The 17285-nt window shown below is 61.5% G+C and carries 17 protein-coding genes, 1 tRNA gene and 1 pseudogene; 7 read left to right on the top strand and 12 right to left on the bottom strand.

Going from position 1 to position 17285, the window contains the following annotated elements; all coding sequences use genetic code 11:
* Positions 1–42: 42 nt before the first annotated feature.
* Positions 43–366 (bottom strand): hypothetical protein, encoded by a 324-nt coding sequence (locus IEV58_RS04705; RefSeq protein WP_188408508.1) that lies wholly within the window; start codon positions 364–366, stop codon positions 43–45.
* A complete protein-coding gene (locus IEV58_RS04700) occupies positions 363–2516 on the bottom strand; it encodes a lysylphosphatidylglycerol synthase domain-containing protein (RefSeq protein ID WP_229729246.1) in 2154 nt (717 codons plus the stop codon). The genes IEV58_RS04705 and IEV58_RS04700 overlap by 4 nt, the downstream gene beginning before the upstream one ends.
* A gap of 317 nt (positions 2517–2833) precedes the next feature.
* Between IEV58_RS04700 and IEV58_RS04695 the strand changes: the two genes are divergently transcribed.
* On the top strand, positions 2834–3685 hold the full coding sequence (locus IEV58_RS04695) for a L,D-transpeptidase (protein ID WP_371873615.1): 852 nt from the start codon (positions 2834–2836) through the stop codon (positions 3683–3685).
* 78 nt (positions 3686–3763) lie between these two features.
* On the opposite strand, the gene IEV58_RS04690 is transcribed toward IEV58_RS04695, so the two are convergent.
* The 3 genes from IEV58_RS04690 to thiE form a co-directional block, all read right to left on the bottom strand.
* Complete coding sequence (locus IEV58_RS04690) at positions 3764–4111, bottom strand: DUF2076 family protein (protein WP_188408506.1); 348 nt, start codon at positions 4109–4111, stop codon at positions 3764–3766.
* A gap of 111 nt (positions 4112–4222) precedes the next feature.
* A complete protein-coding gene (gene aceB, locus IEV58_RS04685) occupies positions 4223–5821 on the bottom strand; it encodes a malate synthase A (RefSeq protein ID WP_188409086.1) in 1599 nt (532 codons plus the stop codon).
* Between the two features lie 106 nt (positions 5822–5927).
* The gene (thiE, locus tag IEV58_RS04680) at positions 5928–6563 is read right to left on the bottom strand and encodes a thiamine phosphate synthase (RefSeq protein WP_188408505.1); all 636 of its coding nucleotides are present in this window, start codon (positions 6561–6563) and stop codon (positions 5928–5930) included.
* A gap of 181 nt (positions 6564–6744) precedes the next feature.
* Here thiE and IEV58_RS04675 point away from each other — a divergent pair, with 181 nt between their 5' ends.
* Both IEV58_RS04675 and IEV58_RS04670 read left to right on the top strand, forming a co-directional pair.
* On the top strand, positions 6745–7677 hold the full coding sequence (locus tag IEV58_RS04675; protein WP_188408504.1) for a LysR family transcriptional regulator: 933 nt from the start codon (positions 6745–6747) through the stop codon (positions 7675–7677).
* A 52-nt stretch (positions 7678–7729) separates the two neighbouring features.
* Positions 7730–7806, top strand: a tRNA-His gene (locus IEV58_RS04670).
* Between the two features lie 36 nt (positions 7807–7842).
* On the opposite strand, the gene IEV58_RS04665 is transcribed toward IEV58_RS04670, so the two are convergent.
* The 4 genes from IEV58_RS04665 to IEV58_RS18185 all read right to left on the bottom strand — a co-directional run bounded on the left by IEV58_RS04665 (position 7843) and on the right by IEV58_RS18185 (position 9444).
* Positions 7843–8592 carry a DUF3750 domain-containing protein gene (locus IEV58_RS04665; RefSeq protein WP_229729184.1) on the bottom strand — a complete coding sequence of 250 codons (750 nt, stop codon included), beginning with the start codon at positions 8590–8592 and terminating at the stop codon, positions 7843–7845.
* Between the two features lie 103 nt (positions 8593–8695).
* Positions 8696–8860, bottom strand: coding sequence for a hypothetical protein (locus IEV58_RS04660; protein ID WP_188409121.1), 165 nt, complete (start codon positions 8858–8860; stop codon positions 8696–8698).
* Between the two features lie 80 nt (positions 8861–8940).
* On the bottom strand, positions 8941–9138 hold the full coding sequence (locus tag IEV58_RS18190; protein WP_229729183.1) for a GNAT family N-acetyltransferase: 198 nt from the start codon (positions 9136–9138) through the stop codon (positions 8941–8943).
* A gap of 12 nt (positions 9139–9150) precedes the next feature.
* Positions 9151–9444 (bottom strand): GNAT family N-acetyltransferase, encoded by a 294-nt coding sequence (locus tag IEV58_RS18185; RefSeq protein ID WP_229729182.1) that lies wholly within the window; start codon positions 9442–9444, stop codon positions 9151–9153.
* A 265-nt stretch (positions 9445–9709) separates the two neighbouring features.
* Between IEV58_RS18185 and IEV58_RS04650 the strand changes: the two genes are divergently transcribed.
* Complete coding sequence (locus IEV58_RS04650; RefSeq protein WP_188408503.1) at positions 9710–10219, top strand: hypothetical protein; 510 nt, start codon at positions 9710–9712, stop codon at positions 10217–10219.
* 101 nt (positions 10220–10320) lie between these two features.
* Here IEV58_RS04650 and IEV58_RS04645 read toward each other — a convergent pair whose 3' ends face one another.
* Both IEV58_RS04645 and IEV58_RS04640 read right to left on the bottom strand, forming a co-directional pair.
* Positions 10321–10779 carry a phasin gene (locus IEV58_RS04645; protein WP_188408502.1) on the bottom strand — a complete coding sequence of 153 codons (459 nt, stop codon included), beginning with the start codon at positions 10777–10779 and terminating at the stop codon, positions 10321–10323.
* 169 nt (positions 10780–10948) lie between these two features.
* A complete protein-coding gene (locus IEV58_RS04640) occupies positions 10949–11332 on the bottom strand; it encodes a phasin family protein (protein ID WP_188408501.1) in 384 nt (127 codons plus the stop codon).
* A 160-nt stretch (positions 11333–11492) separates the two neighbouring features.
* Here IEV58_RS04640 and IEV58_RS04635 point away from each other — a divergent pair, with 160 nt between their 5' ends.
* The 3 genes and pseudogenes from IEV58_RS04635 to bfr all read left to right on the top strand — a co-directional run bounded on the left by IEV58_RS04635 (position 11493) and on the right by bfr (position 15438).
* Entirely contained in the window at positions 11493–14504 is a 3012-nt protein-coding gene (locus IEV58_RS04635) for a PAS domain-containing sensor histidine kinase (RefSeq protein WP_188408500.1), read from the top strand.
* Between the two features lie 147 nt (positions 14505–14651).
* Positions 14652–14795, top strand: a pseudogene (locus IEV58_RS18180) ((2Fe-2S)-binding protein); the annotation flags it as partial.
* 163 nt (positions 14796–14958) lie between these two features.
* Positions 14959–15438, top strand: a complete 480-nt coding sequence (gene bfr, locus IEV58_RS04625; protein ID WP_188408498.1) for a bacterioferritin — start codon at positions 14959–14961, stop codon at positions 15436–15438.
* Positions 15439–15510: 72 nt separating this feature from the next.
* Here bfr and IEV58_RS04620 read toward each other — a convergent pair whose 3' ends face one another.
* A complete protein-coding gene (locus tag IEV58_RS04620) occupies positions 15511–17241 on the bottom strand; it encodes a Na/Pi cotransporter family protein (RefSeq protein ID WP_188408497.1) in 1731 nt (576 codons plus the stop codon).
* Positions 17242–17285 lie beyond the last annotated feature (44 nt).

Raw genomic sequence — 17285 nt, 5'->3', positions numbered from 1 at the left:
AGGAGAGCCCCGTCGGGGTGTCAAGAGGACAGCGGATATCTCTCAGCCGATATATTTCAGCCGTTCCGCGCAATTCCAGCGCGTGTAAACGTCGCTCGCAGCTTCGATCTTGCCACGCACATTCGCCAGCTTGCGACCGATGTCGATACGGCGGACGACGTTGCCGCCTCCTTCGCGAGGCCAGGCATTCATCAGCTGAACAAGTTCAGCTTCCTCCACCCGGTTTGCGGCAATGTGGGATTGAAGTTCCTGGCAGGTGCTTTCGCGATAGTCCAGCGGCGAGATGCGTTCCGGCTTGACCTCTTCCGGCGTCGCGGCGCAGGCCGCACACAGCAGAAGACCAGCCAGTGCCAACAAACATCTCATCGCGTCGCGCTCCTTTGCATCTGCGTTGGGGTGACTGTTAGAGCAAGCCCGGCCCCCAGCACCAGCCAGAACAATCGCTGATACATCATTTCGTGAGCAAGCGACATGACCGCAAAGGCGCTGATTGAGCCGATAAGCAGAACAGCGGCATCGTCCCTGGGGAATGGTCGTCGGATCTCATTCAGGGCTACGCGAACAAAGGGAACCCCTATCAGAAGAGCGCCGAAGAGACCAAACTCAGCCAAAAGCCACAGTGGTGTGGAATGAATGACAAGGAATTCTCCGGTTGTTGTCATGTGGTCGTGAACGAAAGCACCAAGTCCAGCGCCAAACAGAGGAGAGTCGAGAAACATCTGCCATGCTGCCTCGAGAGTCAGCATTCGTTCTGCATCTGAATCGGCAAAACCACTTGTGAAAACGCCATGAACAGCGTCGCCGCCGAGCAAAGCTGCCGGCAGATAAATCACGGCTATCACAATCACCAAACCGCAAAGGCACGCGCGCCCGACTCGGCCGATTAACTTCGGGCGCATGCAAAGCGCCAGTGGCAAAGCCACGAGGATCGCACCAAATGAGGCACGCGAGCCTGCGAACCATACGCCAGCAAGGATCAAGGCCGGTATTACAACCGCTTTGTAACCATCACGGAACGCCAGCAGCGCTGCGAAGAAGGTTAATATAAGCTGAAAGGCGAAAGCATTGGCATTTATAGAGAATCCTTCAATTCGCCCGCCTAACAGGTTCTCTGGTATCTGAACGCCGGCAAAGCGCAGGATCAGCAGCGTAAGGTCAATGACAAGGACCGCGAGCCCGGCCGCGGCAATGGTACGCAGGAGAGTTGAAAGCCCATCAGTTCCGGCGCGGGAAACAAGAAGCGCTCCGGTTGCGCCATATCCGAGCAGAACGAACCAGCCCACAAGCTTGCTGGTAAAGGCCCAGGCGGTCCAGCCGAACGAATTCCATCCGATGATGAAGGCGATGATGAACGCACTGGACGCGGCGAAGACGTGAATGTTAAAGCCGGAAAGGCGCCACTGTGGCCATGCGCGATCGCGCATTGCCCAGATGACGAAAAGGGTGCCTCCCATGATGGCTGCCGGATCCGCGAAATTGACATTCAGTTGTCCGGTTCCGGTCGGCACATAAACCTGGAAAAAGACCGCCGTGGCGACAGTGAGCGGCAGCGCCCAGACCAGCCCCGTGCCGTAATCAATCTTTGGAGCCTTTATGCCGGGCCTTGATGCGACGCCTGAATCTTCCCGTCGCCATGCCCCAGCAGTCAGCAGAGCGAGGGTGGCTACAACGCCAAGTGCCATGCTTCCCACCAGCACCGCTACAACGAGGGCTTCTTCTGGCGACATTCCAATGGCGCCGAGAGCCAGCACGGCGCTGACCTCACGAACGCCCCAACCGGCAAGGCTGATAGGAAGGCTTGCCGCTAACATGACCACAGCCGAAGCCGCCGCCAGATCCTCGATGGCCAGTGATGGCGAAAAGGCTCTTGCCAGCACGACGTAGGCAACCATCGTGCACAACTGCGTCGCGACGCTGACGCAGACGCTTCGCGAGATAAGAAGGGCGAGTCGACCGTGGAGGTGAGGTGTGACGCTTTTGACGACGCGCCTTCCCCAACCGAGCACCCCCCCGACGAGAACAGCGAGAATTAGACCTATCGCGAGTTCCAGAAATTCCAGTCCGCCCCCGTCAAGATCAAGCACGACACGCCCGAAAATCAACCAGCCTCCCGCCAAAGCGAGAGCCAGCGAAACTGAGAAAGCGACCACCCGTTCATAGCCGGTCAGCACAACGGTCACCGAGACGGGCAGACCACGTCTCGCTAAAAGGGCGCCCCGTGCGATCAACTGTCCAACGAGCTGAAAGAAAATGCCGCCGGCGAGTTGCCCGATGCTCAAAGCCGCTACGGCATCACGCATCCGGAGGGGGTAGCCGAGATCATGGGCAATGAGCCACACGCGAAGCGAGGCACATAGCGCACCGACGAAAAGTGATAGCGCCGCCAGAATTACGATGGCAGGCGATAACTCGGCGAAAGTTTCTGCCAGGCTGGCGAGGTCAGTATTCGAGCCGACCCAAATCACCGCTGCTAGAATCAGAGCAATTGATATCGAAGCCTGCAACCATCGACGCATCTGCACATACTTTCCGCCACTTCGGATCAGAGTGGTGAGATTGCTGTCTGGCACAGTCAGAGGACACGTCCAAGTAGCAGTGCGGTTTTTTCAACCTTTGGGGAGATGTTTCTGTGAGCTAATGAAGTGCGAGAACCTAATATTCGGCACCAGCCTGAGAACTCGAAGATGAGGTAGCGCCACAGCATCACCGAACAGTAAGATGTTTACCAATGAGCTTTAAGGCTTGGTTTATCGTGTAGCCGTCCTCGGCAGCATGGGTATGGCAAGTGTAGAGTGCGGTGACCGCGCCGCGTCAGTCGGGGGTGCTGAACCCAATGAAACGTATCTTCATATTGACGGCGGCTGTGGCCATGCTGGCCGCACCCGCTTTTGCCCAATCCTATCAGGAGCCGGCCATCATCGTGGCGCCCCAGGGCGCGCCCCAGATCGCCTATGGCTCCGGACGCGTCTATGCCACGCCGGCGCACGTCAGGCCGCGTCCCGTCTATGCGCCGCCCGGACAGATGCCCAATTTCAATGGCGGCTTCATCGAAGGCATGGTGATGGGACGCGAGCCGGTCTATCGGCCGGAGCGGCGCACCTATGTCGTACCCAACACCAACGGCACCATCTATGCGGTCCCCGGACGCGCGCTGGTGCTTCCGCCGGAAGAACGCCGCGTATCGCGTCATCCTCGGCCGCAGTCAGCCTCGCTCATGGCGCCCGCCACGCGCCGGGCAATCGACCCCGCGTTCAAGAGGACAGAGATCGCCTACGACGGCCCGCATGAGCCAGGCACCATCGTTGTCGATACCGGCACGCGGTACCTTTACCTCGTTCAGAAGGATGGCCGCGCTATCCGGTACGGCGTGGGGGTCGGCAAGGAAGGCTTCGGCTGGAAGGGCACCGAAAAGATCACCCGCAAGGCTGAATGGCCGGATTGGCGGCCGCCGGCGGAGATGTTGAAACGCCGGCCGGACCTGCCGAAGTTCATGGCGGGCGGTCCGAGCAATCCGCTGGGCGCGCGTGCGCTTTACCTCGGCAATACGCTTTATCGGATCCACGGCTCCAATGAGCCCTGGACCATCGGCCAAGCGGTCTCGTCCGGCTGTATCCGGATGACCAATGAAGATGTCACCGACCTTTACGGCCGCGTCGGTGTCGGCACCAAAGTTGTAGTCCTCTGAAAATCTTCACTGTTACGAATAAAAAATGCCCGGCACCAAGCCGGGCATTTTTATTTCGAGATGCGTCGGGCCAGGACCTCAGACGCTTGTCACTGCCAGCGTCACGGCTGCTGCACTGGCAAGGAAGCCGGTGGCATCGGTACGGCCGATATGATCGGCAACACGTAAATCATCCCGCTTGAAAGGGCGGCTGGAGGTGCCGTCCTGCCGGTCCAGCTCCGCCTGAAGATTGACGATCCGCGCTTCAGCCGCGGCGAGCTCCTGATTCTGCATCAGCACCGTCTGCGCAAGGGTGTAGGCGAGGCTGGGATTTCCCTTCAGCTTTTCCAGGATAAAGCCCTCAGTCTCACGGTCGTGCGACGCGGTATCGATTACCGCGAGCCGATCGAACAAGGCGTCGATCAGCAGGCGTTCCTGTTCTGTCATGGCGCATCTCCCTGGGCAGGCGAATCTTGTTTTTTGTGTATTGTGCAAGAACGGCGGAAATACGAAAGTCTAATGACATCTTCCGAACAGCACAACCCAGGGTTTGGCGCCTTATTTAATCAACTTATAGGCGGGGACCGTCAGGAACTCGGCGAAATCCTTGGCCAGCGACATCTCCGCAAAAAGCTCAAGGGCTTCCGGGAAACGACCGGCATCGTAGACCTCTCCTCCTAGAGCATCCCGCACCCGCGCCATCTCATCCGCCATGACCTCGCGGAAGAGATCGGGCGTCACCTTGCGGCCATCGTTCAATGAGGCCCGGTGGTGCAACCACTGCCAGATCTGCGCGCGGCTGATTTCCGCCGTCGCCGCATCTTCCATCAGATTGTACAGCGGCACGGCGCCCCGCCCGCGCAGCCAAGCCTCGATATATTGAACACCGACGCGAATGTTCTCGCGCAGGCCCGCTTCGGTGCGTTCCCCCTCATGTACCTCCAGCAGCATGTCGCGGGTGATCCGGTCATCGCGGCGGCGTGTGACCTGATTGGCCTCAGGCATCAGCCGATCAAACACCTCCATGGCAACAGGCACGAGATCGGGATGGGCCACCCATGTGCCATCGTGACCATCGCCCGCTTCCCGTTCCTTATCCGCCTTCACTTTGGCGAGCGCCGCCGCATTGGCCTCAGGATCCTTGCGGTTGGGAATCTGCGCGGCCATGCCGCCCATGGCGAAGGCTCCGCGCCGGTGGCAGGTATCGATCACGAGCAGGGAGTAGGCCCTCAGGAAGGCCGCACCCATGCCCATCAAACCCCGGTCGGGAGTGAGGAACCGTGGGTTCTTCCCCAGCCTCTTGATGTAGGAGAAGATATAGTCCCAGCGTCCGCAGTTGAGCGCGACGATATGATCCTTCATGGCGTAAAGGATCTCGTTGAGCTCGAAGGTCGCCGGCAAAGTTTCGATCAGGACCGTGGCCTTCAATGTCCCATGCGGCAGGCTCAGCTTGCCTTCCGCGTGAGAGAACACGTCATCCCACAGTTTTGCCTCCTGGTGGCTCTCCATCTTCGGCAGATAGAAGGCAGGCGTGAGACCCTTCGCAACCACGGTTGCGGCATTGTGAAAGACATAGAGCCCGAAGTCGAACAGGCCGCCGGAGATGGGCGCGCCATCGACGGTGACGTGTTCTTCCAGCAGGTGCCAGCCGCGGGCGCGCACCAGGAGCGTCGCCGGGTTCTCGCTCAAGCGGTAGCTCTTGCCTGAGGCGGGATCCTCATAGGTCAATTCCGCGTGCCAGCGATCCTTCAGGTTGATCTGGCCATCGATCATATTGTCCCATGTGGGTGAGGTCGCATCCTCAAAGTCTGCCATAAACATGCGCGCGCCTGAGTTCAGCGCGTTGATGACCATCTTGCGGTCCACCGGCCCGGTGATCTCGACACGCCGGTCGAGAAGATCGGCGGGAACAGGCGCGATCGTCCAGTCGCCCTCCCGGATGTCGCGCGTTTCGGGCAGAAAATCCGGAAGTTCGCCGGCATCGTAGCGCTTCTGGCGCGCATCCCGTGCCGCAAGCAGTTCAACGCGGCGTCCGTCGAAGCGGCGATGGAGCTCGGCGACGAAGGCCAAGGCCTCCGGCGTCAGGATCTCGTCGTAGCGCGGGCCCGGGGCTGCGTGAACGGCCACTCCTGCCGGCAGGGTCACATTGGTCAGCATATTCACATCCTCCATCAGCGCCGGATTTTTCGTTTCCTGCAGAATGCCCAATTCTCATTATTTCGGAAGAAGGAAAGAAGACACAGTTTTCATTCCAAAATGGAAATTATCCGCGAAGGGCCTGCGCCAGAGCGCGTGCGGCTGCCGCAGCATCAGGAGCGGCGCAGATGGCCGAGACGACGGCAAGGCCGGAGGCGCCGGCTGCCAGAAGCTCCGCGGCATCGGAGGATCTCAGCCCTCCGATGGCCACAGCGGGAAGAGCAATTCGTTCTCGCACGGCGCGAAAACCCTCCGCTCCGATCGCCTGACCGGCGCCCGGCTTGGTGGCGGTCCCCCGAACGGGCCCGATGCCGACATAATCGACATAGGGAAGACTATCCTCGGAGGCGCGCAGTTCCTCCATCGTCCCGACCGACAGGCCGACGATGCGCTCCCGGCCCAGAAGGGCGCGGGCCTCCTTTGCGGGCATGTCGTCCTGGCCAAGGTGAACTCCGTCGGCATCCACCGCCAGAGCCACATCCACCCGATCGTTGATGATGAGCGGAATGGCTTTTGGCCGCAGAATGTCCTGAAGTGCGTTGGCATCGCCCATCAATTCCCGGGTTGAAGCATCGGGATCACGCAGCTGGACCAGCGTCACGCCACCGGCTACCGCCTGCCGGACGGTCTCGATCATCCCCCGGTCACCACACAGCCTGCGATCGGTGACGAGATAGACGGACAGATCAAATGAGCGGGCCATGGAACCTCCCAATGTGTCGTGTCTCTCATCCGTAACCGGGGCTGTGGGTATTATCCATATGGAGGATGGGGTCTTCACAGATGCCCCTGTGGGGGATAGTCACATCCGCAAGCAATGGACAGGAGGCGGGAAAACCCATGATTGTGGCGCGGGCAGCGAAGGCAGCCACAGGTGTGACGCAATGAACCACCTGGGTGACATGGAGGTCTTCGCGCGGGTGGTGGCCACGAGCTCGATGTCTGCCGCGGCGCGGGAGATGGGCCTGTCGCCCGCTGTGGTCTCCAAGCGAATCCGGCGCATGGAAGAGCGGCTCGGGGTGCGGCTGCTGCAGCGAACGACACGTCAGATCGCGCTCACCGACGTTGGTGAGGGATACTATGAAAGAGCGCTCGCCATTCTCGCTTCCATCGATGAGGCGGAAGCCTTCGCATCGGGCCGCGCCGCCAGCGCCCAGGGTGTGCTGAAAGTCTCCGCCCCCACGTCGTTCGGGCGGCTGCATGTGGCGCCGCATTTGACGCCTTTCCTTGAGGCGAACCCTGGATTGACCGTGCATCTGGACCTGTCGGATGCATTGGTGGACATCGTGGGCGATGGTTTCGATCTCGCCCTTCGCATCGCCGACCTCGGCGATTCCAGCTTCGTCGCCCGTCGCCTGGCGCCTGTGCACCGCGTGCTGTGCGCCACGCCCGACTATCTTGCAAGACATGGCGAACCGCGGACGATCCACGAGTTGTCACGCCACCGCTTGTTGGCCGCCCTCAGCCAGGACCCCTGGAAACTGGAGGGGCCGGAGGGGCCAGTCACGCTGAAGACGCAAGGGCCGCTTCGCACCAATTCCAACGAGGTCGTGCGGGAAGCGGTGCTGTCCAGCATGGGCATCGCGCTTCGTTCAACCTGGGACGTGGGAGCCGAATTGCGAAGCGGAAAGCTGAGAGCGGTTTTGCCAAGCTGGCGCGCGTCCAGCCGGATCGGCGTCCATGCCGTCTATCCCACCCGCCGCTTCCTGGCCCAGAAAGTCCGTATTTTCATCGATTATCTGGCAGGCCTCTACGGCGCGACACCTTATTGGGACGAAGGGCTGGATATCGTTGAGCGCTCGTCGGACGCAGCCTGACGGGTCTTGCCGTCGGCGATATTTTCACCTAAATGATCCCCATCCTGATTGGGCCGCCGTAGCTCAGTTGGTTAGAGCACTAGATTGTGGATCTAGGGGTCCCCCGTTCGAGCCGGGGCGGTGGTACCAACCTCTCTCAGGATTTTCAGCCGCACAGCCCGGTCGTCATGCCGGCGCGAGCCCGATCCGGCCCCAACCGGGCAGCTTGATCGCAGGACGCCTTAGATCGAGGCCAGCGACTGCGCCGAGGAAGTTGACTTCCAGGCCTTCGACCCAGCCGACCGTCACGCCGAAGAGCCCGTCATAGGACAGCTGAATGCCAAGTCCGCTGGGCGCGAAACCGGCAAAGAAGCCCGTGCTGCGAAAATCCTTTCCAAGAGCCGTCGGCAGCAGCGCAGGCGCAAGCGCCGGCACCGCCTGGGCAACGTGGGCAATGAAAGTATTGGAGTTGGGGCCGGGCCAGGCGCGGTAGCTGCCTGAGCCAGCGAAGGGGTAGCCGGCCACCGCCCGGCGAATGGAAGGTATGGCTTTTTCCGCAGCTTCGCCGTTCAGGCTCACCAAGACCACCGGATCGTTGCCGAACCATCGTGCATCCGCCTCGCGGTGGTCGGTCCGCACCGGCGCTCCCCAGCCGACCACGTCATAGCGCGTGTAACGGCTCGCATCGGCCGGCTTGATGACGATCCAGGTATGATGAGCGAAGATGCCGCGCCAACGTCCTACCCGCGCCGCCATGACGTGAACGGTCGCGCCCTCAACATCTTCGGCCGGCGGGAGAAGCCTTGCCGAAGACCAGTCGGCGCCAGACCAATGTTCCGACCATCCCCTGTTCCACCACCAGGCCGCATGCGAGCCCAGTGGCAGAAAGAAGATGAGCGTCAGAAACAGGAGGACGTTTTTGAAAAGAGACAGCACTGCGATCGCAAGGAAGGTTTCTGGAACGCTTCCTCATATATGAACGAAAACAGTGCTCGGAAAGCGAGGCGGCGCAGGCCGCCCCATCACGTCTTGGTGTAGTTCAGCGCCGGCCTTTATCCTCGGCGCCGGTGATGCCTGATCCCGGCTGCGTCGAACTGGGGGGATCGCTCGCCGGGAAGGTGTCTTTGACTTCCTTGTCGAGCTCCTTGGAGTTCTTCTCCTTGTTCTGATCCCGGTCGGGCTTCTGGCTGTGGTTGTCGGCCATAAGACGCATCTCCTCAATTGATCGGGAGGTCAACGTTTCCGCGCCGGGGGTCGTTCCCGATCGGAGGTGCGACCTTTCCGTCAGACGTCGGCGATCAGCTTCTCCACGATCACGACATCGCGCCAGATCCCATCAAGCTGCGCGTGCTTTTCGTAGATGCCCACCTCCCGAAACCCAAGCTGCTCGCAGAGCTTCCGGCTCGCCATGTTCTCCGGGAAGATGCGCGAGAGAAGTTTCCAGGCACCATCGGCGCACGCCGCCGGAATGAGAGCCGTCAAGGCGGCGCGGCCTTATCCATGCCCTCGCATCTCCCTGGCCACATAGATTGAAAATTCCCGGACACCGGCGTAGCAGGGGCGCGCACGGTAGGGCGTTGCCAGCGCATAGGCACCGATAACCCCTCCCCGCTCCGCGACAACAAGCGGATAGTCCGCGTCGAACCATGCCTCCACATCCTCGACGCTGCGCAGCCGGGTTTCGTAGGTGGCGATGCGGTCCTCGATGCCTTCGTTATAGATCTGGGCGATGCGAGTGGCATCCGCGCGAAGGCCGGGACGGGTTTCGATGATGTCTGCCGTGATCATTGCGGTCATTCTGCGGGCCGTCGGAGCGAGGCGGAACGGGGAGATGCAAGCAGTTCAGGATAAGCCATAAGGCGGGCGTCCGCGCAATTGGTCCTGGCACCCATTCCAGAAGATGCCAGAAGATGGCGTTTTCGCGCCGCAGCTGCTGGACGATCGGCCTCCTGGCCGTTTCCACGGCGGTGCTCTCTCTGTTGTGGAATGAGGCAGAAGCATGGTAAATTGAAAGTTAATCATTCGCACGTCATGGCTTGGTTAGGAGACGCGAGTGGCTATCTCGATCCAAGGGACAACCTACAGCTTAGTCGACGACAGCGGGTCGGGAGACGCTTTCCGGATCGCCGCGGGCGCGGCTCTTCGCGATGATGAGACCCTCGATGAGGTCACGGTAACGGGAAACTATGAAGCGCCTGAGAGCGTCGTCGATCCCGGAAGCGCGATCCTCATGCAGGCCTTGCCTGCGCCGGATGTTCAAAGCGGCCCCAGCGAAACGAAGATCGCCACCGTGGGCGAACTGGTCGACAAGATCGAGGATGGCGAGGCCCGAATTCTCAGCGGATCAACGACCGACGCTCTCGTGGTGGAGGTGGACGGCAAGATCTATATCGTCGTCGGCCACTATGCCGAGCTTCTGGTGGACCGCGCGCTTCAGGTCAACGGGTTCTTCGGACGCTATATGGCGACCTACGGTCTTGCCCGGGGCGCAATCATCGATCACGACGACGAAGATCATGTCGTCCTCGATCTTGATGGAAGATCATCCTCGGAGAGCGCGTAGAGTGGAGATTGCGCCTCCGCGTGGAGGCTGCGCGTCGCGCCGCTTCGCCTGATCTGAAACCCGGCAAACGCCGGGTTTCCTGTTGCAGACCTTGATCAGGATTACCTGCCGAGGGACATGCTCTTGGCAGCGAGGTCCTGGTAGGGTTTGGCCGTATCGGTCGCGATCCGCCCGGCAAGCTGCGCCAGATCCTTGGACTGGGCGGTAAAGGCTTCAAACTGCTTGCGGACATGGGTCGTCTGGAGCTCAACAGCTTCGCTCAGCGATTTGGCATTCGTGAGAGCCACCGCCAGATCGAAGACCGCATTGAAGTTGTCGCGAGTGGCTTCCAAAGCCTTCACGCGCAACTCGGCCGCACCCTTGTTGGCGGTCAGGTAACTTTCCTCGATGCGGTCCGACGTATCCTCGGCCGAAGTGCGCAAAGCATCATAATTGGACTTTGCCTGCGCGACGCTCTTCTCGGCCACGGTCCGGATCGCCTCCGGCACCTCGACCTTGGGCGCCGCGGCGGTTTCTGTTGCCAATTCGTCTGCTTTTGCCGTTGCCTTGACGTTTGCCATCTTGATGTCACCTCACGTTGAAAGACAGGGGAAAATCACGGCTTTTATTCCGGCGCCGCTCATCTGCCGTGTAACGGGCGCCTTTTCGACGGGCCGCAACCCGCCCCTGCAATCTACAAGAGAATTTGTGCGGTGCAACACAAAACCGCGCCGCACAATCATCGGGTCGTCAGCCGCGGGGCTTTATCATGCTTTCGGTCAGGCGAGCTCCGGCCGATCCCAGTTCCTGTGCCTGCTGGCTTGCGTTGCTTGCCTGCCGCGCGGCGTATTCGGCTTGCAGGCGCATCATCTCTTCCACCGATTTGGCTCGGGCCATCCGTTCGGCAAGATCGAAAGCCGACTGAATGTTTGCCTGGGTGAAGGTCATGACCTTCTGACTTATGGCCTGGCCGTCGGCGCGGATCGAGGCACCGCGCGCCTCGGCAGCCGTCATGTTGTCCCGGGTCATGTCGAGCATACGCTCGACGGCCTTGCGCGCCTCGGAAATCGACTTCTCGGCCGCCTCCCGAACCGCCGCGGGAATCTCGCCGTCCATGCCGATTTTGTCTGTCATGCTCTCTCCCCTCACATGAGTGGCGTTTACCTTCTTCGCATCCTTCGGTGTTTTGCCATCAGAGTCTCGTGGACCCGCCGAACACCTTGCCTTAATAATAGGTTAACGAAAAATCCGGGCTTGGAATGCCGGCCCGACAACAGCGATCTTACCAGAGACCATGTCATCTGAGGATATTTTCGTCACCGACCCAGCCCTTGCCCCTTTCGGGGGCGAGAAGGGCGTGGCGATCGCCCTTTCGCCGACAGGAGATCGGCTTTTCGGCAGCACAGTTGCGGGTGGGGCGGTGTTCGGCGTCGGTCCGTCAGGCCAGCTGTCGGCCCTGCTGACCGAGCAGGTGCGGCGGCTCGGCGCCCAGGTGGGCTTCGGTGCGCCCCGCCTGGTTCGGCTTCGGCTCGGGGGGCTTCGCCCGGTGACCGTGCGGGCGCAGCGTGCGCGGCTTGCCGACGGATCGGGTGCCTTGGTGTTGGTCGCGCTCGACGCCGTCCTGCCGCGGCGCGTCGGTGCCGCACCCTCCGTCATGGAGGGGCCGGCTGAATCGCCTGATCTCAAGGGCACCGAAACGGCCGAAGAGATATCCGCGGCACCGGCCCTGGAGGAAACCAACGTCCCGCCGCCGGAGAGCACCTCCACGGCTGAGCAGGCCCCTTCTTTCGAGGAGACGCCGACTGCGCACGACGACGTCATGGCTGATGTCGAGGCCAACAGGGCAACGGCCATCTCTTCCGGCCAACCTGACGCGGGAGACGCCGCTGAGGATCTTTTGGATGAGGCCGAGCAAGAGGCGCCGGCTTCAGTCGAACCGCTGAAGGACGCCAGCGAGGCTAAGGCCGCGGACGAAACGCAACCTGAACCTGTTTCCGCCGACGCACATCCGGGCGGCGGCGGCAGTGAAGGGGCTGCCGCCGAGGTCTCCGCCGCTGCGCAGCCGCAGAAGCGGCCGCTGCGCTTTGTGTGGCAGGCGGATGAGGCTGGCGCACTGACGCTATTGTCGTCGGAATTTGCCCAGACGGTGCGACAGGATCTCGATCGTTTGCTCGGCCGCTCGTGGAGCGACCTTGCCGGTGAGTTCGGCTTTGACCGGGAAGGCAAGCTTTCACGTGTGCTGGAGCGCCAGGACACCTGGAGCGGCATCACGATCACCTGGCCGCTTGGTGACGACCTTTTGGTGCCGATCGATCTCGCTGGTCTGCCGGTCTATGACCGGGAACGCGTCTTCAAGGGCTTCCGAGGCTTCGGCGTCTGCCGTGAACCTCAAGCGGTTCAAGCCGACAAGCCGGTCATGGCTGAACCTGAGCCGCAGCCTGTGACCGAGTCCGAAGTCCAGCCCGACGTGGCCGAGGCACCTGTCGTGCCGGTCGTGGCGCCGGCTGAAGCGGGCCCTGAAGATATGTTCGCTGATGCCACGCCTGAGCCCGCCGCCGTTGTTCCCTTCCCGGAGCAGCGTGACAATGGCCGGCCGCCGCTGTCCAACAGCGAGCGCCATGCGTTTCGGGAAATCGCGCGCACGCTGGGCTCGCGAGCCGGTTCATCGACGAAGCAGGTTGAGCCGTCGCGGCTGCCGATGCCGATGTCACGAAGCCGGGTGACACAGCTAACGCCCGTGCCGGCAAAGCGGGTGCATGAGGCCCCTCCTCAGGCCAAGGCTCCCGATGCCGCTCCTGCAGGAGAAACCGATGTTTCCGTCACGGCGGGCGCCGGGCAAGACGACCGCCGGCTGCTGGATGCCCTACCCGTCGCCGTTCTGCTTCACCGGGGCGGTGTGCCCATCTATGCCAATCGCGCCTTCCATGACCTGACCGGCTATAGCGACCTTGACGCCCTTTCGGGTGATGGTGTCGACCAATTGTTCGAGTCACCTGAGGCCCAAGGATCAACCGCCGGCTTTCGTCTCAAGCGCCAGGACGGCGTCATCCTTCCCGCCGAATGCCACCTGAAGCAGGTCGACTGGAACGGCGAGCCGGCCAGCCTCCTGACATTCCGCGTCGTCGACAAACCACTTCTTGCACCCGCCGCAACGGAGGCCGCCGCGGCGGAAGCCGGCAAGGCGCAGGCCGAACGCAAGATCCGGGAGCTCTCCGCCATTCTCGACACCGCGACCGACGGCGTGGTCGTGCTGGACGCCGAGGGGCGCATCGAATCCATCAACCGCAGCGCTGAAGCGCTGTTCGGATATGAATCGGCAGAATTGACAGGCCGCAGCCTCACGCTGCTGCTCTCCACCGAAAGCCATAATACGGCGCTGGATTATATCGAAGGGCTGCGCGCCCATGGTGTCGCGGCACTTCTGAACGACGGCCGTGAAGTGCTCGGCATCGCGCGGCGCGGCGGCTCCATTCCGCTGTTCATGACCATTGGCCGCCTCGGCGATGATGCCAATGCCAAGTTCTGTGCTGTCCTGCGCGACATCACGCAGTTCAAGAAGGCCGAGGAAGAGCTCAAGGTGGCCAAAAGCCATGCCGAGACCACGAGCGCCCAGAAGTCTGACTTTCTCGCCCGCATCAGCCATGAAATTCGCACCCCGCTGAATGCCATTCTCGGCTTCGCCGAGGTCATGATGGAGGAGCGCTTCGGCCCCATCGGCACCGATCGCTACCGGGACTATCTTCGCGATATCCATACCTCGGGCCAGCATGTCATCAGCCTGGTCAATGATCTTCTTGATCTGTCCAAGATCGAGGCCGGACGGCTGGACCTCGCCTTCACCAGCCTCCAGCTCAACGATGTGGTGACGACGGCCGTCGGACTGATGCAGCCGCAGGCAAACTCCGCCATGGTCATCGTCCGTACCAGCCTTGCGGCAAAGCTGCCGGCGGTGGTGGCGGATGAGCGCAGCGTGCGCCAGATCGCGCTCAACCTTCTGTCCAATGCCATCAAGTTCACGCCCGCCGGCGGCCAGGTGATCATCTCCACCGCCCTCACCGATCTCGGCCAGGCGGTTATCCGCGTGCGGGACACCGGCATCGGCATGAACGAAAAGGATATCGCGGCCGCGCTGGAGCCGTTTCGGCAAATTCCCACATCCGGCCGCGGTGACGGCACAGGGCTCGGCCTTCCGCTGACCAAGGCCCTGACGGAGGCCAACCGGGCGACCTTCGCCATCCAGAGCGCCGCCGGCTCCGGCACGCTGGTGGAAGTTATCTTTCCGCCCACGCGCGTGCTTGCGGAATAGTGACCGGCTGCGCGGGCCGGTCGCACCCGCAATGGTTGACTCCGCGATCGTTCTCGGCGATTTTCATAATGAAATCAGTAGTTTAGACTATTTCTAAACTGCGAGTAAACGAACCATGCGGCCACAGTGCCGCCTTTGGATCTCTTTATGATCGTCTGTTCTTGCAACGTCATAAGCGCGAAGGCCATTCGAGAGGTCTGTTCTGCGAATGATGGTCCGCGGACCGCAGGACAGGTTTATCGCTGCCTGGGGTGCAGTCCCCAGTGCGGCCGCTGCGCCCACACCATTCGCGCCATCATGAAGGATGTCGGGGCCGCCTGCCCCGATGCCTGCGACGCCTGCCCCGCCGCCGTCGCGGCCAATGCCTTCGTCGAAGCCGCCGAATAAGGCTTGCCGGACCGCCCGCGCTAGTTTAGAACGCTTCTAAATCAGTTGCGCGATGCGGAGGCATGCCATGAAGGGTGACGCGAAGGTCATCGAATATCTCAACCGTGGGCTCAGGTCGGAGCTGACCGCCATCAACCAATATTGGCTGCATTACCGCATCCTCGACGATTGGGGATACAAGGAGCTGGCCAAGAAATGGCGTGAGGAGTCCATCGAGGAGATGCACCACGCCGATAAGTTCGTGGATCGCATTTTGTTCCTTGAAGGTTTCCCGAACATGCAGGTGCTCGATCCGCTGCGCATCGGGCAGGACATCAAGGAACTTCTCGAGTGTGATCTGGCGGCCGAGCATGAGGCCCGCAATCTCTATACCGAAGCTGCGGGATACTGCCTTGAAGCCGGCGATCTCGCCAGCCGCGAGCTTTTCATCAAGCTGGTGCAGGACGAGGAAGGCCATATCGACTTCCTGGAAACCCAGCTGAACCTCGTGGAGCAGCTCGGTGTGCAGCTTTATGCTCAGAAGCACATGGGCGGCCTCGAAGACTGAGCATCCTCAATATCGCGAAAGATCGGGCCGTGGGCGCATCAGCACCGGCGGCCCGACGTTGTTATGCGGCTCTTATTCGGCTGGCACCGGGCTGAAGTCGCCGTCCGCGATCGGGGGCGATTGGGTCTGCCTGCGTGCCGAAGCGCGGGCGACGATGGCCTGGCGATTGACGGACCGGCGCTCGTTGTCGATGCGCCGGATCAGGATCTCGGCGCGCTCGATTGAGCCGAGGAGTGCCAGAATGGTCCCGCGCTCGGCGGCTCCGGCATTCGGCCCCAGAGCCAGCGTGCTCGCACGAAGTTCCTCCACATCGGGATAGCTGACGTGCCCGTCGGGCATCCGGGGCTGCGCGATGCCGAAGTCCGGAAGGATGTCGCGCAAGGAGGCATCCAGCTTGTCCAACGCCTTGTCGACGATCATCCGCGCCCTCTCGGAGAAGGTTTCACGTCGCACTCTCCGTGCGACCTGGTGCAAGCTCTCAGTGAGTGCGGCGGTGAAGTCCGCCTCTTCGATAAGGCTGGCAATGAGATCGAGCTGTTCCAGCGGCAGGTCTTCCTTCATCAAGGCTGCCGTGTAGGAGCGGATGTCACGACTCAGGATATCGGTTGCCAGATAGTGTTCTCCCGGATCGGACGGGGCGTTCTTTGCTCCGCGCGCGATGTCGAGAAAGAGGGCGCCGGCCTGAAGATGCCGGGCGGTTTCCTTCTGAACCGCCGGAACCGCCAGAGCGAAATCATCGGCCAGCTTGCGGTCGAGATAACGGGGCGTCGAGAAATCCTCGACATCTTCCTCCGAGGTGCGGCCGATCCTGGACAAGACACGTTCGAACACGCCGACGAAGGGAAACAGCAAGGCCGTGTTGAAGATGTTGAAGACCGTGGAATAGAGGCCTACCGCCACCGGAACCAGGGGGAAGGTCTCGCGACCATCAACCATGACGGGAACCGATGGATCGCCACCGAAAAACTGCAGCGCCCATCTCAGCACCTCGATGGACACAAAGAACAGCGGCACGGTGATGCAGACGCCGATGATGTTGAACGAGATATGCGCATAGGCCGCTCGTTTGGCGTTTCTGGACAGGTTAAGCGATGCGATCCAGGAGGTGATGGTCGTCCCCAGATCCGCGCCAAGCGAAAAGGCCACCGCTGTAGTCCAGTCCAGAATGCCCGCCGCGCCGAGACCCATGACGATGCCGATGGTGGCGGAGGACGAGTGGATCATCGCCGTCACCAAGGCGGCGATCAGCACGCATTTGATGAGATTGAAGTAGCTATCGGCCTGGAGGGTGGACAGCAATTCCATGACTTCGGGCATGTTGCGCAGGGGGCGCAGGCCTCCGGTCATAAGGTTGAGACCATAGAAGATGAGGGCAAAGCCCATGCAGGCAAGCGCGATGCTGCGCACCTTCTCGCTTTTGGCAAAACAATAAACCAGGGAAAAGAAGCCTGCGAAGATGAGCCCGAGCGGCCCGAGTGGCAAGGCGATGAGGCCATTGCCAAGCGTGGTGCCGATATTGGCACCCATGATCACGCTGATGGCCGGACGCAGGCCGACGACGCCCGCGTTGACGAGGCCGACGACCATCACGGTCATGGCGGTCGAAGACTGGATGACGCCCGTGATCAGCGTTCCCGCGAAAACGCCCTTGAGCGGCGTGCCGGCCGCCTGTGCCAGAAACCGGCGCATGCGGTTGACCGAGAGGGACTGGATGCCGTTGGACATGAACTCGAGGCCAAGCATGAAGATGCCCAGGCCGCCGATGACCGGCACGAGGATGTCTTTGAAAATATCAATATCCATTTTGGAGATCCCAAGGACGGGTTGAAGCGATATCGATGCGAGAG

Source organism: Agaricicola taiwanensis (genome assembly GCF_014635245.1).
GTDB classification, from domain to species: Bacteria; Pseudomonadota; Alphaproteobacteria; order Rhizobiales; family Methylopilaceae; genus Agaricicola; species Agaricicola taiwanensis.
This window is presented reverse-complemented; position numbering and strand designations above follow the sequence as displayed.